The organism is Sphingomonas sp. SP3 (assembly GCF_058514305.1).
This window is the reverse complement of record NZ_JBZSOE010000001.1, coordinates 1,195,083-1,211,304: the sequence shown is the minus strand read 5'-3', so window position 1 is coordinate 1,211,304 and position 16,222 is coordinate 1,195,083. Positions and strand designations below refer to the sequence as shown.

The 16,222-nt window shown below is 64.8% G+C and carries 13 protein-coding genes; 9 read left to right on the top strand and 4 right to left on the bottom strand.

The window, feature by feature from the left end:
* The first annotated feature begins 58 nt into the window (after positions 1-58).
* Genes trpD through AC4K8G_RS06315 form a run of 7 tightly spaced genes read left to right on the top strand, consistent with a single transcriptional unit; the run spans position 59 to position 10,016 of the window.
* The gene (gene trpD, locus AC4K8G_RS06345) at positions 59-1,144 is read left to right on the top strand and encodes an anthranilate phosphoribosyltransferase (RefSeq protein ID WP_491733320.1); all 1,086 of its coding nucleotides are present in this window, start codon (positions 59-61) and stop codon (positions 1,142-1,144) included.
* Positions 1,137-2,510 (top strand): bifunctional indole-3-glycerol-phosphate synthase TrpC/phosphoribosylanthranilate isomerase TrpF, encoded by a 1,374-nt coding sequence (gene trpCF / locus AC4K8G_RS06340; RefSeq protein WP_491733319.1) that lies wholly within the window; start codon positions 1,137-1,139, stop codon positions 2,508-2,510. The genes trpD and trpCF overlap by 8 nt, the downstream gene beginning before the upstream one ends.
* Positions 2,501-3,652: a tryptophan synthase subunit beta gene (trpB, locus tag AC4K8G_RS06335; RefSeq protein ID WP_491733318.1), complete on the top strand. Its 1,152-nt coding sequence runs from the start codon at positions 2,501-2,503 to the stop codon at positions 3,650-3,652. The genes trpCF and trpB overlap by 10 nt, the downstream gene beginning before the upstream one ends.
* A complete protein-coding gene (trpA, locus tag AC4K8G_RS06330) occupies positions 3,649-4,437 on the top strand; it encodes a tryptophan synthase subunit alpha (protein ID WP_491733317.1) in 789 nt (262 codons plus the stop codon). Before trpB ends, trpA begins: the two co-directional genes overlap by 4 nt.
* Before the next feature lie 29 nt (positions 4,438-4,466).
* The gene (gene ku / locus AC4K8G_RS06325) at positions 4,467-5,342 is read left to right on the top strand and encodes a non-homologous end joining protein Ku (protein ID WP_491733316.1); all 876 of its coding nucleotides are present in this window, start codon (positions 4,467-4,469) and stop codon (positions 5,340-5,342) included.
* Positions 5,343-5,344: 2 nt separating this feature from the next.
* Positions 5,345-7,852 carry a DNA ligase D gene (gene ligD / locus AC4K8G_RS06320; protein WP_491733315.1) on the top strand — a complete coding sequence of 836 codons (2,508 nt, stop codon included), beginning with the start codon at positions 5,345-5,347 and terminating at the stop codon, positions 7,850-7,852.
* The gene (locus AC4K8G_RS06315; protein ID WP_491733314.1) at positions 7,845-10,016 is read left to right on the top strand and encodes a penicillin acylase family protein; all 2,172 of its coding nucleotides are present in this window, start codon (positions 7,845-7,847) and stop codon (positions 10,014-10,016) included. Before ligD ends, AC4K8G_RS06315 begins: the two co-directional genes overlap by 8 nt.
* Position 10,017: 1 nt before the next feature.
* Here the strand turns inward: AC4K8G_RS06315 and pip are convergent, their stop codons facing one another.
* Genes pip through AC4K8G_RS06300 form a run of 3 tightly spaced genes read right to left on the bottom strand, consistent with a single transcriptional unit; the run spans position 10,018 to position 13,152 of the window.
* Positions 10,018-10,983: a prolyl aminopeptidase gene (gene pip / locus AC4K8G_RS06310; protein ID WP_491734424.1), complete on the bottom strand. Its 966-nt coding sequence runs from the start codon at positions 10,981-10,983 to the stop codon at positions 10,018-10,020.
* Positions 10,984-10,988: 5 nt separating this feature from the next.
* Complete coding sequence (locus AC4K8G_RS06305) at positions 10,989-12,359, bottom strand: glutamate--cysteine ligase (protein ID WP_491733313.1); 1,371 nt, start codon at positions 12,357-12,359, stop codon at positions 10,989-10,991.
* A gap of 49 nt (positions 12,360-12,408) precedes the next feature.
* Complete coding sequence (locus AC4K8G_RS06300; RefSeq protein WP_491733312.1) at positions 12,409-13,152, bottom strand: 16S rRNA (uracil(1498)-N(3))-methyltransferase; 744 nt, start codon at positions 13,150-13,152, stop codon at positions 12,409-12,411.
* Between the two features lie 362 nt (positions 13,153-13,514).
* Here AC4K8G_RS06300 and ubiA point away from each other — a divergent pair, with 362 nt between their 5' ends.
* The gene (gene ubiA, locus AC4K8G_RS06295; RefSeq protein ID WP_491733311.1) at positions 13,515-14,429 is read left to right on the top strand and encodes a 4-hydroxybenzoate octaprenyltransferase; all 915 of its coding nucleotides are present in this window, start codon (positions 13,515-13,517) and stop codon (positions 14,427-14,429) included.
* An 11-nt stretch (positions 14,430-14,440) separates the two neighbouring features.
* Positions 14,441-15,787, top strand: coding sequence for a TldD/PmbA family protein (locus tag AC4K8G_RS06290; RefSeq protein WP_491733310.1), 1,347 nt, complete (start codon positions 14,441-14,443; stop codon positions 15,785-15,787).
* Here AC4K8G_RS06290 and AC4K8G_RS06285 read toward each other — a convergent pair.
* Positions 15,784-16,221, bottom strand: coding sequence for a CoA-binding protein (locus tag AC4K8G_RS06285; RefSeq protein WP_491733309.1), 438 nt, complete (start codon positions 16,219-16,221; stop codon positions 15,784-15,786). The genes AC4K8G_RS06290 and AC4K8G_RS06285 overlap by 4 nt on opposite strands.
* Position 16,222: the final 1 nt, after the last annotated feature.

The following is a 16,222-nucleotide window of genomic DNA, read 5'->3' as shown; positions in this document are numbered from 1 at the left end:
CGATCATTCGAACTGCCCGCCCGTCATCGGCGGGCTTTTTTGTTTCCAGGTGACATCAATGAATCAACTTTCCGCTTTGCCTCGGCAAGCAGCTCTCAATCCTGCCCACGCGCGAGAGCAGGATCCTTCGCAACCTGTTCCCAATCCGCTGCCCCAACTTCTCTCCGGCAAAGACCTGCCGATCGATGATTCGGAGCATCTCTTCGAGCGGCTTGTGCTGGGTAAGCTCGAGCCGGCGGAGATCGCCGGCATGCTCATCGCACTCCGGATGAAGGGTGAAACCGCCGATGAGATGATCGGCGCGGCGCATGCGCTGAGCGGCGCTGCCCTAGAGTTCGATCGCCCCGATTATGTTTATGCCGATTGCTGCGGCACCGGCGGCGATGGCTCGGGACTGATCAACGTTTCGACCGCGACCGCCTTTGTCGCAGCCGCGTGCGGCCTGCCAATCGCAAAGCACGGCAATCGGAGCGTCAGTTCACGCTGCGGATCCGCGGACGTTTTGGAAGCGCTCGGCGCTAGGATTGACGTCGATCCCCAAACCGCCCGGGCTCTCCTGGATGAGATCGATTTCTGCTTCCTGTTCGCGCCGTCCTATCACCCTGGAATGAAGCATGCCGCGCTGGTCCGCCGGCAGCTTGGCGTGCGCACCATCATGAATCTCCTGGGTCCGTGCATCAATCCGGCCCGGCCCCCGATCCAGCTGCTCGGGGTCGCCGATCCGAACATGCTTGGGCGCATCGCCCAAACGTTGGATGCAATGGGCGTCGAGGAAGCGCTCGTGGTTCACGGGTCCGGCCTCGATGAAGTTGCGCTTCATGGCGAAACCCGCGCGCTGCGCCTGTCGAACGGGGTGATCGAGGAATTGGAGATTGCCCCGGAGGACGCCGGGATCGAGCGTGCGCCGCTTCAGACGGTCAAGGGCGGCGACGCGGCCGAGAATGCGGAACGATTGAAGGCCTTGCTCGCCGGCTCAGCCACCGGATCCGACCACGACATCGTGATCCTCAACGCGGCTGCGCTGCTGATGACGGCGGGCGTGGCGCCCGGCTTGCGCGAGGGCGCCAACCAGGCCCGCGAGGCGCTGGCCGGTGGCGCGGCCGGCAGGGTGCTCGATCGCTTCATCGAGGCGAGTCATGGCTGACGACATTCTCGGCCGTATCGCTGAAGCCAAGCGACAGGAACTCGCCGGGCGGCTCGACGCCGTATCGATCGACGCGCTGCGCTCGAAGGCGGCTCCAACGCGGCGAAGTTTGGGCCTAGTGATCGGCCAGCCCGGCGCGCGCTTCATTTTGGAGATCAAGAAGGCATCGCCGTCGCACGGGTCGATCCGACCGGGCGCTGACGCTGGCGCGCTGGCGCGCGGCTATGTCGGCGTGGCCGATGCGCTGAGCGTTCTTTGCGATGGCGTACATTTCGGAGGATCGCTCAGAGACCTCGCTGCCGCCCGGCGCGAGTTCGACGGCCCGATCCTGGCCAAGGATTTCTTCCTCGACCTCCGCCAGGTGGCGGAGGCGCGGATCGCGGGCGCCGATGCGATTCTGGTGATGCTCTCCCTTCTGGACGACGGAGATGCGCGAGCGATGATCGCCGAGGCCGAGCGCTTCGGCATGGATGCGCTGGTCGAAGTCCATGACGAAGTCGAGATGCGGCGGGCATTGGCGCTCGGCGCGCCCCTGATCGGGATCAACAATCGCGACTTGCGCGACCTTTCGGTCGATCTTGCGACAACCGAACGCCTCGCCAGCCTGGCGCCCGATCGCACGTTGGTGTCGGAGTCCGGTATTGCCGCCCGAGCGGATGTCGAGCGGGTGGGCCCGCATGTCGACGGTTTCCTGATCGGAACGTCGTTGATGCGCGCCGCCATTCCGGCCGCGGCTGCCCGAGAGCTGGTGTTCGGCCGGGTGAAATTGTGCGGCCTCAATCGTCCCGAGGATTTCGAGGCGGCCGGCGCCGCCACTTTCGCCGGCCTGGTGATGGTGCCCGAAAGCCCGCGCGCGCTGACCCTGGGGCAGGCGATGCGCCTCGCACCGCTGCATCCAGCGCCGGTCGGGGTGTTCCGCGATGCCCCGGTCACGCACGTCGGCGAAGCGGCGCTGTTGCTTGGGCTGGCCACTGTTCAGCTCCACGGCGACGAAGACGCGGCTTATGTCCGCGCGCTCGCGCGCGAGCTGCCGAGGGGCTGCGAGATCTGGAAAGCGATCGAGGTCGGACAGCGCCGGCCCGAGCGCTTCGATGCGGCCGATCGGCTGTTGTTCGACAGCGGCGCGGGCGGGACGGGGCGAACGTTCGACTGGACGGTGCTGCGCGGTCAGGCGCTTGAGAACGCGGTGATCGCCGGCGGGATCGGCCCGCATAACGCGAGGTCGGCGCAGCGGCTCGGCGCCTACGCGATCGACGTCGGTTCCTCGCTCGACGAGCGGCCCGGCCGCAAATCGGCGGACAAGGTCGCGGCGCTGTTCGAGGCCTTGCGGCCGGCGTCACGGCAAAGGATGCGCGCATGCGCATGAGCGGACGCTTCGGCCGGTTCGGGGGCTGCTATGTCCCGGAAATATTGGTCCCGGCCCTCGAGCAGCTCGAGGCTGCCTTTCTCGATGCACAGGACGATCCGGCATTCGGTACCGAGCTTAACGACCTGCTGGCGAACTATGCCGGCCGGCCGACGCCGCTCACCCGCTGCCGCAACCTGCCCGGCAACATCTACCTAAAACGCGAGGACTTGCTCCACGGTGGCGCGCACAAAACCAATCAGGTGCTCGCGCAGGGCCTGCTCGCCAAGCGAATGGGCAAGGCGCGACTGATTGCCGAGACCGGCGCGGGTCAACACGGCGTCGCCACCGCGATCGTCGGTGCGTTGCTGGGGTTCGAAACCGTCATCTACATGGGCGCCGACGACGTCGAGCGGCAGAAGCTTAACGTCTTTCGCATGCAGCTGATGGGTGCTGAGGTCGTGCCGGTCGAGGGCGGCGGGCGGACGCTGAAGGACGCGATCAACGAGGCATTGCGCGACTGGTCGGCGAGCTTCGAGAATACGCATTACCTGCTAGGCACCGCGGCCGGGCCGCACCCTTTCCCGACCATGGTGCGGGAGTTCCAGCGGGTCATCGGTCGCGAAGCGCGCGCGCAGATGATCGAGCAGCTCGGCCGGCTTCCCGACGCGGTCGTCGCCTGCGTGGGCGGCGGTTCGAACGCGATCGGCCTGTTCGCGGACTTCCTCGACGATGATGTTCGCCTGATGGGGGTCGAAGCGGCGGGGAAGGGCTTGAGCGGGGAGGAGCATGGCGCGACCCTGCTGCGCGGCCGGCCCGGCATCCTGCACGGCGCGGAAACCTACATCCTGCAGGACGACGACGGCCAGATCGCCGATACCTGGTCGGTGTCGGCGGGCCTCGATTACCCGGCGGTCGGGCCCGAGCATGCCCATCTGAAGGAGACTGGCCGGGTCCAATATGTCGGCGCCGGCGACGAAGACGCGCTCGCGGCATTCAAGGCGTTGGCCGAGGGCGAAGGGATCTTGTGCGCCTTCGAGTCCGCCCACGCGCTCGCACATGCGCTGACGCTCGCGGAAGACGAGCCCGACAGAGCAATCCTGGTCGGGCTGTCGGGCCGCGGCGACAAGGATGTCGCCCAGGCCCAGGCGCTGCTCGCATGAGCCGCTATGCGGCGATGTTCCAGCGGCTGGCCGAGCGCCGCCAGGGCGCATTCGGGGCATTCCTGATGCTCGGCGATCCCGACCTCACGACCAGCGCTCAATTGCTCCAACGCGTGATCGACGCCGGCGCCGACATGATCGAGGTCGGAATCCCCTTCTCCGACCCGGTCGCCGACGGGCCCGTGATCCAGGCGGCAGCGCAGCGGGCGCTGGCGTCCGGAGTCCGAGTCGGCGATTGTCTCGACCTCATCGCATCGTTGCGTGAGCGCAACAGTCAGGTGCCGATCGGCATCCTGACTTATGCCAACATCGTCGTCGCTCGGCCGGGTTTCATGCGCGACGCGGCCGCGGCCGGGACCGACAGCCTGCTGATTGCCGATGTGCCTGCGCTCGAAGCCGAACCGTTCGTTCAATCGATGGAACAAGCCGGGATCGAGCCGGTGCTGATCGCCGCTGCCAACGCGCCGGACCAATCGCTCGCGCGGATCGCAAGTCTCTCGAAAGCTTACACTTATTGCGTCAGTCGAGCCGGGATCACCGGCACTCACGCGCCGGGGCAATTTGACGCGGAGCTGGTGAAGCGGGTGGAGGCCGCGGGCGCGCCCCCGCCAATATTCGGCTTCGGAATCGCGCGTCCGGAGCATGTTCGAATGGCGCTTCGGGCTGGCGCCAAGGGCGTCATTTGCGGGTCCGCAATCGTCGATTTCGTTTCGAGACGAGAGGACGTCGGCAACTTTGTGCAGTCAATGAAAGCATTTACACGGAACGACTCGGCTACGGAATGAATTGAATCCCGCCGAACAGGAGAGTGTGAATGGCTGCGCGTCCGATCTGGAGAGGGCAAATCCGCCTCGCCTTGGTCTCGATTCCGATCGAGCTCTACTCGGCGACCAAGAGCGGTGCCCAGATCGCCTTTCATCAGGTCCATGAGCCGACCGGGAAGCGGATCAAATATGAAAAGGTCGTGCCCGGCGTCGGGCCGGTCGACCGCGACGAGATCGTCAAGGGCTATGAGGTCTCGAAGGGCCATTACGTGCTGCTCGATCCGGAAGAGATCGAGAGCGTGAAGCTCGAAAGCCGCAAGACGCTCGATCTCGTCCAGTTCGTCGACGACGACGGCATCGACCCGATGTATTTCGAAAAGCCTTATTATGTCGTGCCCGCCGACGATCTCGCCGAAGAGGCCTATGTCGTGCTGCGCGACGCGTTGAAGGCAGCCAAGAAGATCGGCATCGGACAGCTTGCGATGCGCGGCCAGGAATATGTCGTTGCGCTGAAGCCGCTCGACCGCGGGCTCGTGCTCGAGACGCTGCGCTACGCCGACGAGGTCAACAAAAGTTCGGGTTTCTTCCGCGATATCGGCGATCACAAGCCCGACCCGGACCTGCTCGACATGGCGTCGATGCTGATCGAGCGGAAGGCGGGCGAGTTCGACCCCAAGGACTTCCACAATCGCTACGTCGATGCGCTCCACGCGCTGATCGAAAAAAAGCAAAAGGCCAAGGGGCAGCGGATCATCGAGGATCCGGATGCGGACGCGCCTCCGCCCAAGGGCTCCAACGTCATCGACCTGATGGCCGCGCTCAAGAAGAGTCTCGGCGACGATAAGAAGGGCGCGAAGAAGCCGGCTGCCAAGAAGGCATCGGCCAAGAGGGAACCGGCAAAGGCGCGCGAACGTAAACGGGCGTAGCCATGGCCAAGCGCGTTCCGCTCGATATCGAGACCTACAACCGGAAACGCGATTTCTCGAAGACGAAGGAACCCAAGGGCCGCAAGCTCAAGGGTAAGGGCGACAGCTTCGTCATCCAGAAGCACCAGGCGTCGCGGCTTCACTGGGACTTCCGGCTCGAGCTCGACGGCGTCCTGAAGAGTTGGGCGGTGCCGAAAGGCCCAAGCCTCGACCCCGGCGAGAACCGGCTGGCGATGCGGACTGAAGACCATCCGCTCGACTACGGAACGTTCGAGGGCACCATCCCCAAAGGCGAATATGGTGGCGGCACGGTCATGCTGTGGGACCAGGGGCGCTGGATCCCCGATCCGCGCAAGGACCCGTCGAAGACCATCGAGGAGGGCCATCTCCACTTCACGCTCGAGGGCGAACGGATGCGCGGGGAATGGGTGATGTTCCGCCTCAAGCCCAAGCCCGGCGAGAAGGCCGAGCCGTGGATGCTGAAGAAGGTGACCGACGATTTTGCCGAGCCCGACGACGGCAATGCGCTGGTCGACAATTGCGTGACCAGCGTCACCACCGGCAGGACGATGGCCGAGATCGCGTCGGGGTCGGATGAGTGGCGCTCGAACCGCGGCGGCCAGAAAGGCGGTCGCGCCAAGCGCAAGACGGCCAAGGCGCCGCCCAAGTTCATGGACCCGCAGTTGGCGACCCTGGTCGATGAGGTTCCGACCGGAAACAGCTGGATCCATGAAATCAAGTATGACGGCTACCGATTGCTGATCTCGGTTGGCGACGGCGTCGCCACTGCGTTCACGCGCAACGGCCTCGATTGGAGCGACAAGTTCAAGGCGCTGGTGAAAGCCGCGGCGAAGCTGCCCGCGGGTTGCCTGATCGACGGCGAAGCCGTGGCGATCGACGATGACGGCAGGCCCAGCTTCCAGCTGCTCCAGTCGACCCTCAAAGGCGGCAGCGCCAGCCTCGCTTTCTACGCCTTCGACCTGCTGGTCGACCGGGGCGAGGATATCCGCAAGCTTCCCAATATCGAGCGCAAGCAGCGGCTCGCGGCGCTGCTCGAGGGCGTGCCTCCGCCGATCCTCTACGGCGACCATATCGTCGGCCGCGGCGAGGAGATGTTTGAGGCCGTCTGCGAGCAGAAAGGCGAAGGGATCATCTCGAAGCGGGCGAGCGCGCCCTATCGCGGCGCGCGCACGCGCGACTGGCTCAAGATCAAATGCATCCAGCGGCAGGAGTTCGTGATCGTCGGCTGGTCCGAGAGCGACCGGCGCATCGGCTTTCGCTCCCTGCTCCTCGCCGCCAAGGATGGGCGCAAGCTGACCTATGTCGGAAAGGTCGGCACGGGGTTCAGCGGGCAGCTGATCCAGGACCTGATGGACCGGATGGAGCTGCTCGCGGTCGACAAGGCGCCAGTCGAGGTGCCGCGTCCCGATCGCAAGGGCGCGCATTGGATCAAGCCCAAGCTAGTGGCCGAGATCGCCTTCGCCGAATTCACCGACGAAGGGATATTGCGCCACCCGAGCTTCGTTGGGCTGCGCGAGGACAAGCCCGCGAAGGATGTGGTGCGCGAGGTGCCGAAGCATTTGACCAAGTCCGAAAAGAAGCCGGCCGCTCGCGACAAGAAGAAAGTCGCGGGCGCAACCGCTGAGGATTTCGGGATCGAGATCAGCAGTCCGGACCGGGTGATTTATCCGGAGCTTGGCCTCACCAAGATGGACCTTGCCGACTATTATGCGGCCGTCGAACCCTTGATCATGGTCGACGCGGCCGACCGGCCAATGACTTTGATCCGTTTCCCATCGGGCCGCACGGGCGAAAGCTTCTTCCAGAAGCACGACAAGGGCACGTTCGGGCCGCACGTCAAGCAGATCCCGATCAAGGAGAAAGACGGGAGCAAAGAGGATTATCTCTACTTCGACGATATTCGCGGCCTGCTTGCGTGCGTGCAGATGGGGACGATCGAATTCCATGGATGGGGCAGCAAGGTCGACAAGGTCGAATATCCTGACCGCCTTGTGTTCGACCTTGATCCCGATGTCGGGCTCGACTTCGCGAAGGTGAAGGCGGCCGCGGTGCGCCTGAAGGCGTTGCTCGAGGACCTCGGGTTGAAGAGCTTCCCGTTGCTCTCGGGCGGCAAGGGTATTCACGTGGTGGTTCCGCTCGACGCGTCAAAGGATTGGCCGACGGTGAAGAGCTTCGCCGACCGCTTCAGCCGCGCGATTTCGGAAGCGGAGCCCGAAACCTTCACCGCCAACATCCGCAAGGTAGAGCGCAAGGGGCGCATCTTTCTTGATTGGCTGCGCAACCAGCGCGGCGCGACCGCGGTACTGCCGTTTTCCGCACGCGGCCGCGAGGGCGCCCCGGTGGCCGCGCCGGTGGCCTGGGAAGAATTGGATAAATATGACAGCGGCCACCACTTCAGCATCCGCGATGCGGACGAGCTGCTGAAGCGCGCCGGGTCGAAGCTGCTTGCAGGCTGGGGCAAAGCCAAGCAAGCATTGCCGGATGCGTAGGACAGCAATCGCTTTCATCCCGATCGGCTTCGCTCTCACCGCCGCAACACTTCCGATTCCACGCCACAGCCCGGCCGAGTGGAAAGCGCAGGCGGCGCGGGTGACGATCGCCCGCGACGATTGGGGCATCGCCCACGTCCACGGTCGAACCGACGCCGACGCCGTGTTCGGCATGATCTACGCGCAGGCCGAAGACGATTTTCCGCGCATCGAGGCCAATTACCTGACCAATCTTGGGCGAACCGCCGAGGCCGATGGCGAGAAGGCGATCTGGCAGGACTTGCGTGCGCGCCTGTACGTTAGCGACGGTGAACTTCAGGCCGACTATTGGCGAAGCCCACAATCGATGCGGCGGCTGATGGACGCCTGGGCCGACGGGCTGAACTATTACCTGGCAACGCACCCCGACGTGCATCCGCGCGCGATCAAGCGCTTCGAGCCGTGGATGGTGCTGAGCTTCACCGAGGGGAGCATCGGCGGCGACATTGAGCGCATCGACCTCGACCAGCTCGAGGCTTTCTATTCTGGCAAGCGCATCGCCGCTTACCTGCCGCCCAAGCTCGAGAGCCAGGGATCAAACGGTATCGCCATTGCCCCGAAGATCACGGCCGACGGGCATGCGCTGCTGCTGATCAATCCGCACACCAGCCATTACTTCCGGTCGGAAGCGCAGGTTACGAGCGACGAGGGCCTGAACGTCTACGGCGCGTCCACCTGGGGCCAGTTTTTCGTCTACCAAGGGTTCAACGCACACGCCGGCTGGATGCACACGTCGAGCGGCGTCGACAGCGTCGACGAGTTCGCTGAGAATATCCAGCGCAAGCGTGGCGCGGCGCCATGCTATCGCTTTGGTGCACAATGCCGGCCGCTTGGCGTCCGGCCGGTAATCATCCGGTATCGCACTGCCGACGGCCATTTCGCGACCAAGACGTTTCGCACCTGGCGGACGCATCATGGGCCGATCGTGCGGGCCGATGGAAACAGGTGGATTGCGTTCGCGATGATGAACAAGCCGGTCGAAGCGCTCCAGCAAAGCTTCGGGCGGACCAGGACCAAAGACCTGGAATCCTTCCTGAAAGTGGCGAGTCTCAAAGCGAATAGTTCGAACGATACAATCTTTGCCGATGACAAAGGCGAAATCGCGTATCTGCATCCACAATTCGTGCCGCGGCGCGACAATCGCTTCGATTACGAGCGCCCGGTGGACGGCAGCGACCCGCGCACAGATTGGCGCGGCGAGCATGCGCTGAGCGAGCTGCCGAGCGTGATCCGCCCGGGGAACGGCTGGGTAATGAACACCAATGACTGGCCTTATGGCGCAGCCGGCCCGAACAGCCCCGATCAGACGCGCTTCCCCAAATATATGGACACGGTCGGGGAAAACTTCCGCGGTATCCATGCGACCCAATTGCTTGGCGGAAGCCGCGGTTGGACCTTGGAGAAGCTGCAAGACGCCGCGTTCGACAGCTATCAGCCGGGCTTCACGTTGCTCGTCCCGGCCTTGCTCCGCGCTTACGACGCACTGCCCGCAACCGACGCGCGACGCCGGACGCTCGAGCAACCAATCGCAGTCCTGCGCACGTGGAATTACCGCTGGGCTGCTGACTCGGTCGCGCAAACGCTTGGGATTTTTTGGGGCGACGCACTGATCGCGGCGCTTAATCCTCCGCCCGAGGAAGACAGCAACATGTACATGGCGCGGCTCGCGCGGGACACCACTGATACGCAGAAGCTCGATGCGCTCGATACGGCCATGCGCAAGCTGCGGCACGATTTCGGCCGTTGGCAGGTGCCGTGGGGCGAAGTGAACCGCTTCCAGCGCAACTCGCGGTCAATCAAGCCGGAGTTCAGCGACGAGGGCCCGAGCATCCCGGTGCCGTTCGGAAACGCGAATTATGGCTCGCTCGCGTCTTTCGTGATGCGGTCGCCGAAAACGACGAAACATCTCTACGGCACTTACGGCAATTCGTTCGTCGCGGTCGTCGAATTTGGTTCGCGAGTCCGTGCGCACGCAATTACGGCAGGCGGGGAAAGCGGGGATCCGAAGTCCCCGCACTTCAAGGACCAGGCTCAACGTTACGCGTCGGGCAATTTACGCGAAGTCTACTTCTACCCCGACCAGCTGAAGGGTCATATCGAGCGGACGTACCGCCCGGGCGAGTGACCTAAAGTCCGGCGAACTTGTCGGTTGCGCGGACCAGGCCGTCGGTCACGCCCGGTTCGCTGAACAGATGTCCACCGTCGGGCACGATGTTGAGCTCGACCTCCGGCCATGCCTGCTTGAGGCGCCATGCGGCAACGGGCGGTGTGCAGGTGTCGTGCCGGCCCTGGACGATGACGCCGGGAATGCCTTTCAGCTTCACCGCATCGCGCAGCAGCTGGCCTTCCTCGATCCAGCCATGCGCCGCCATGTAATGGTTCTCGATCCGGGCGACCGCGACCGCCACGTCCGGGGACGTGAAATGCTCGATCGTCTCCGGGCTCGGCAGCAAGGTGACGATGTCGCCCTCCCACTTGCTCCACGCCTTGGCCGCCGCGAGCTGCTCGGTCTTGTCGTCGCCAGTCAGGCGCTTGCGATAAGCCTCGACCAGGTCGCCGCGCTCGGCCTCTGGGATGGCGACGAGAAATTCGTCGAATTTGTCGGGATAGACCTGCGAGGCGCCGCCTTCCTTGTACATCCAGTCGATTTCATACTGGTCGAACAGGAAGATGCCGCGCAGCACCAGCTCGGTCGCGCGCTCCGGGTATTTTTCGGCGTAAGCGATGGCCAGGGTTGAGCCCCAGCTGCCGCCGAACACCTGCCATTTGTCGACCTTGGCGACCTGGGTGCGCAGCTTCTCGATATCGTCGACCAGGTGCCAGGTCGTGTTGGCTTCGAGGCTCGCATAGGGTGTCGACTTGCCGCAGCCGCGCTGGTCGAACACCAGGATCTTGTACTTCTCCGGGTTGAACTGCCGGCGATGGTCGGGGCTCGATCCGCCGCCCGGCCCGCCATGGAGGAAGACGACCGGCTTGCCATCCGGATTGCCCGAAAGCTCCCAGTAAAGCGTGTGGCCGTCGCCGACGTCGAGCATCCCCGTCTCATAGGGCTCGATCTCGGGATAGAGCGTGCGGCGGGCTTTCAGGGGCATGTCCATCAGAAGCTGAACTCCTCATAGATGCGGGACAGGTCGCCGTCCCAATCGCCATGATATTTCGCAAGCAGGCGGTCGGCCGGCGTCATGCCGCTCAATACAACGTCCCGCAACGGGTCGAGGAACCCACCCTCATTGTCGCCGGCGCTGTTGAGCCTGCCGCGGCGGGTCAGGCCGCCCGCCGCAATGTCGAGCACGCGGGCAGCGAAATCGCGCATCGTTTCGCCATCTGGTGTCACCGCGTCGAGCGCGAGGCGAGGGACATCGTGGCGCAGCTTCTCGCGCGCGCCGATGTCCCAATGCTTCACCAGCGCCCACGCCTCGTCGAGCGCCTGATCCTCGTAGAGCAAGCCCACCCACAAGGCGGGCAGCGCGCAAATCCGGCTCCAGCGGCCGCCGTCCGCGCCGCGCATTTCGAGGAAGCTCTTCAGGCGCACCTCGGGGAAGGCGGTCGACAAATGGTCGACCCAGTCGCTGAGGATCGGTTTCTCGCCGGGCAGTTGCGGCAATTTGCCGTCGAGGAAGGCGCGGAAGCTCTCGCCCGCGACGTCGATGTAATTGCCTTCGCGGTAGACGAAGTACATCGGCACATCGAGCGCATAGTCGCAGTAGCGTTCGTAGCCGAACCCGTCCTCGAACACGAACGGCAGCATGCCCGTCCGATCGGGATCGGTGTCTTCCCAGATATGACTGCGGAAGCTCTTGAAGCCGTTGGGCTTGCCTTCGGTGAACGGCGAGTTGGCGAAGAGGGCCGTGGCGACCGGCTGGAGCGCCAGGCCAACGCGAAACTTCTTCACCATGTCGGCCTCGCTCGAATAATCGAGGTTGGTCTGAATGGTACAGGTGCGCAGCATCATGTCCAGGCCGAGCGTGCCGACCTTGGGCATGTAGTTGAGCATGATCTTGTAGCGGCCCTTGGGCATGATGGGCAGCTCGGCGCGGGTCTTGTCGGGCCACATGCCGACGCCGAGGAATCCGAGGCCAAGGCGCTCCCCAATCGCCTTGCATTGTTCCAGGTGACGGCCGGATTCGGTGCAGCTTTCGTGAAGGTTTTCGAGCGGCGCGCCGGACAGCTCGAACTGACCGGCCGGTTCCAGGCTGATCGTGCCGTCATCACCTGACAGCGCGATCACGTTGCCGTTTTCGATGACCGGATTCCAGCCGAACTCAGTCAGCCCGTCGAGCAGGTCGCGGATGCCGCCCGGCTCATCATAGCTCGGCGCGCGGTGGTCAGCGGTGCGATAGACGAACTTTTCGTGCTCGGTGCCGATCCGCCAATTCGCGCGCGGCTTCTCTCCGCCTGCGAAAACGGAGATCAGATCTTCGCGACTGTCGATAAGCGGGCTTTCGCCGGTGTCGGTCCGTTGCGTCATCGTCGTGCGCGACTAGCGGCGCGGCTAGACCGACGCCAGCGTTTCTGATTTATGAGTCAATAAGACCCCAGTCGCCCGCAACAGTCATATACGCGGCAAGCGCCGCCAGGGCGGCGGTCTCGGCGCGAAGGATGCGCGGTCCCAGCGAGATCGGGACTGCGTGTGGCGCTGCCCGGATCGTGACGCGCTCCTCTTCCGTGAAGCCGCCTTCAGGGCCGACCAGGATCAGCGCTGCGTCCGGCTTGAATGATGTGGCCGCCGGTTTGCCGCCATTCTCGTCAGCGAAGTAGAGCGTGCGCTCAGTGGAAAGCAGCTGCTTGAGCGTCACGGGCTCGGCGATCTCGGGCAGGCGCGTTCGGCCGCACTGCTCCGCCGCCTCGATCGCAATCGCCTCCAGCCGCTCGCGCTTCACCCTCTCGGCGATCGTGCGCTGCGTCATCACGGGGATCAGCCGCGCGGCGCCGAGCTCAGTCGCCTTTTCGACGAGCCAATCGGTCTGCGCGCGCTTCACCGGCGCGAAAGCCAGCCAGACGTCGGGGACGGCTTCTGCCTCTCTCGTGCGGCGCTCGACGCTCAAGGTCATGTGCCTCTTTCCCGTTTCGGCGATGCGAGCGAGCCATTCGCCCGATCGTCCGTCGAAGATCAGCAGTTCAGCGCGTTCGCCGAGGCGCATGACATTGCCGAGGTAATTCACCTGGCCGACGTCGAGCTCGACCGATGCGCCCTGGCTGAGCGGCGCCGTGACGTATAGGCGCGGCAGACTCTTTGGTGGCCAGGCTGGTGTTGCGGGCATTCAGGCGGCTTAGCGGGTCGGCTTGGCCCCGGCTATTGAACTTTGGAGCCGGCTCCTGCGCCACGGCGATTGCAGCGGGATTGCAGGATATCGCGATAGTAGCGGGAGGCGCGAAGGTGAATTGAGCGCTCCTTCGGGCTCGTGGCCTGCTCTGCGAGGTTCAGCGCTTCAAGCAGCCGCCTCGTGAAATATGCCTCGTACATTGCCGCCTCTTATGTTTTTGGCGGCCGCGCGGTCGTCGTCGTTACAGGGTCAAAACGCTTAACCTGGGTTTCTGCTCCCCATTTTGTGGATAACTTCCATAACGGAGCTAATGATCTCGCGCTTGAGGGCGTGACGACCCGCTGCCAGAAGCGGCTGTAGTGAGCCCGAACACCGACATCGTCCCCGACAGCGAGCGGCGCGGCTTCATCGGGGCGCTTGCTCCGCCGCTGCGGCCCTACGCGAGCCTGATGCGGCTCGATCGGCCGATCGGCACCTGGTTGCTGTACTGGCCGTGCGCGTGGAGCGTGGCGCTTGCGGGTGTAGGCGGCCGGTGGGACCTGTTCCTGTGGCTCGGCCTAGGCGCATTCGAGATGCGCAGTGCCGGCTGCGTCTACAACGACCTCGTCGACCGCGACCTTGATCGAAAGGTCGAGCGCACGCGCCTTCGCCCCCTGGCGAGCGGACGCGTATCGAGCCGGTCGGCGGTGATGTTGATCGCGGCGCTGTGCCTTGCCGGCCTGCTGGTGCTCCTTCAGCTCAATCGCGTCGCCGCGATTGTCGCGTTGCTGAGCATCGCACCAGTCGCCGCTTATCCTTTCATGAAACGCATTACCTGGTGGCCCCAGGCGTGGCTCGGACTCGTATTTTCATGGGGTGCGCTGGTCGGCTGGCCCGCAGTGACGGGGAGCCTGGGCTGGAGCGCTTTGCTGCTGTGGTTCGGAAGCATCGCCTGGGTCGTCGGCTACGACACGCTCTATGCGATCCAGGACATTGAGGATGACGCGCTGGTCGGGGTGAAATCGTCCGCGCGCCGGCTTGGCGACAAGGCGGCCCTCGGCGTCGGCATCTTTTATCTTGGGGCGCTTGTCCTGTGGGCGGCGGCAATCTGGACGGTCCGACCTGACTGGCTTGCGCTGGCAACCTTGGTGCCGGCCGCGCTCCACCTCGCCAATCAGGCACTCCGGGCTGATCTGCGCAATGGCGAACTCGCGCTGCGCCTGTTCCGGTCGAACCGGACCTGCGGCCTGCTCGTGTTCCTTGCGATGCTGGTCGTCGGCCTCACCGCCCGCTAGGGCGCGCAGCGATGCATTCCCCCGAAGACGCCCGCCGAATCGCTGAATCATTGGTCGAACGCGGCATCGCCGCGGGGGCAACCGCGGCCGACGCGCTTTACGTCGAGCAGAGATCGGCCGGCGTGCAGGTTCGGCTCGGCGAGTTGGAGAGCGTGAGCCGTTCCGAAGGCGAGGAGATCGGGCTGCGGCTGTTCCTCGGCCACCGCTCCGCCAGTGTCGCGTCGTCCGACCTGGCGGACGAAAGCCTCGCGACAATGGTCGAACGCTGCCTGGCCATGGCGGCAGAAGCACCGGAAGACCCATACGCCGGCCTCGCGCCAAACGACTTGCTGCAGCTGGGCGATGCGCCTCGGCTCGAGAGTGGCGACGGGCGAGATCCCGATCCACAAGAGCTGCGAGAGCGGGCGTTGGAGGCAGAGCGCGCGGCATTGGCGGTCGCGGGGGTCACCAACTCCAGCGGCGCGGGAGCGAGTGCGTCGGGCACGACCATAGCGCTGGCAACGTCCGGTGGCTTTTCAGGGGCTTATAGCTCGACTGGGCATAGCTGCTCGGCGAGCGTGATTGCGGGTGAAGGCGCGACCATGCAGCGCGACCATGCCTGGCACAGCGCGCGCTATCTCGAAGACCTCGAAGGGCCGGCCGAGATCGGCCAACGGGCAGGCGAGCGCGCTGTGGCACGGCTCGGCGCTACCAGGCCTAAGCCCAGTCGTTACCCGGTCCTGTTCGACCCGCGCGTGTCTTCGACCCTGCTCGGCCATTTCGCAGGCGCAATCACCGGCTCATCAATCGCGCGCAAGACCAGCTTCCTGCAGGACAAGCTCGGCGCAGCCGTGTTCGGCAACGGCGTCACCATCGTTGACGATCCGCTGCGGCTGCGGGGCATGCGCTCGCGGCCGTTCGATGCCGAAGGCTTGCGCGTTTCGAGGCAGGAGCTCGTGTCAAAGGGCGTGCTCAACGGCTGGATCGCGGAGAGCGCTTCGGCGCGACAATTGGGTATCGCGCCCACTGGGCATGCGGCGCGCGGCGCCGGTGGCGCACCGGCGGCCAGCCCCAGCAACCTTTACATGGAAGCGGGCATGCGCAGCCGCGACGAATTGCTCGCAGCCTTTCCCGAGGCGCTGCTGGTGATTGAGCTGATCGGCCAGGGCGTGAACAGCGTGACTGGCGACTACAGCCGTGGCGCGGTCGGGTTCATGATCCGCAACGGCGTGATCGCGGAGCCGGTCGCGGAGATCACCGTCGCCTCGAACCTGATCGACATGTTTGCGACCCTTGAACCGGGCGCGGATCTCGAATTCCGGCGCGGAATCGATGCGCCGACCCTTCTCGTTCCGGAAATGACCGTCGGAGCGGCCTAAGCCTCGGCAGGGACCGGTGGGATCCCGAGTCTCGGGATCTCGATCTTCGGGCAGCGGTCCATGACCACTTTCAGGCCCGCTTCTTCGGCGCGGGCCGCAGCCGCTTCATTGATCACGCCAATCTGCATCCACACGGCCTTGGCGCCGACGAAGATTGCCTGCTCGACGGCTTCGTCGACGGCGTCGGGCCTGCGGAAGATGTCGACGATGTCGATCGGCACGCCGATCTGCGCGAGCTCGCGCCACACAAACTCCCCGTGAACATGCTCGCCGGTGATTTGCGGATTGACCGGCAGGACCCGGTAGCCGTGATCCTGCAGAAACCGCATCACCCCATAGGACGGGCGGTCGGGCCGGTCAGACGCGCCGATCACGGCGATCGTCCGCGCGCTGGTCAGTAGCTCGGCAATGTCTTCGTCGCGGGTGAGCGGCATT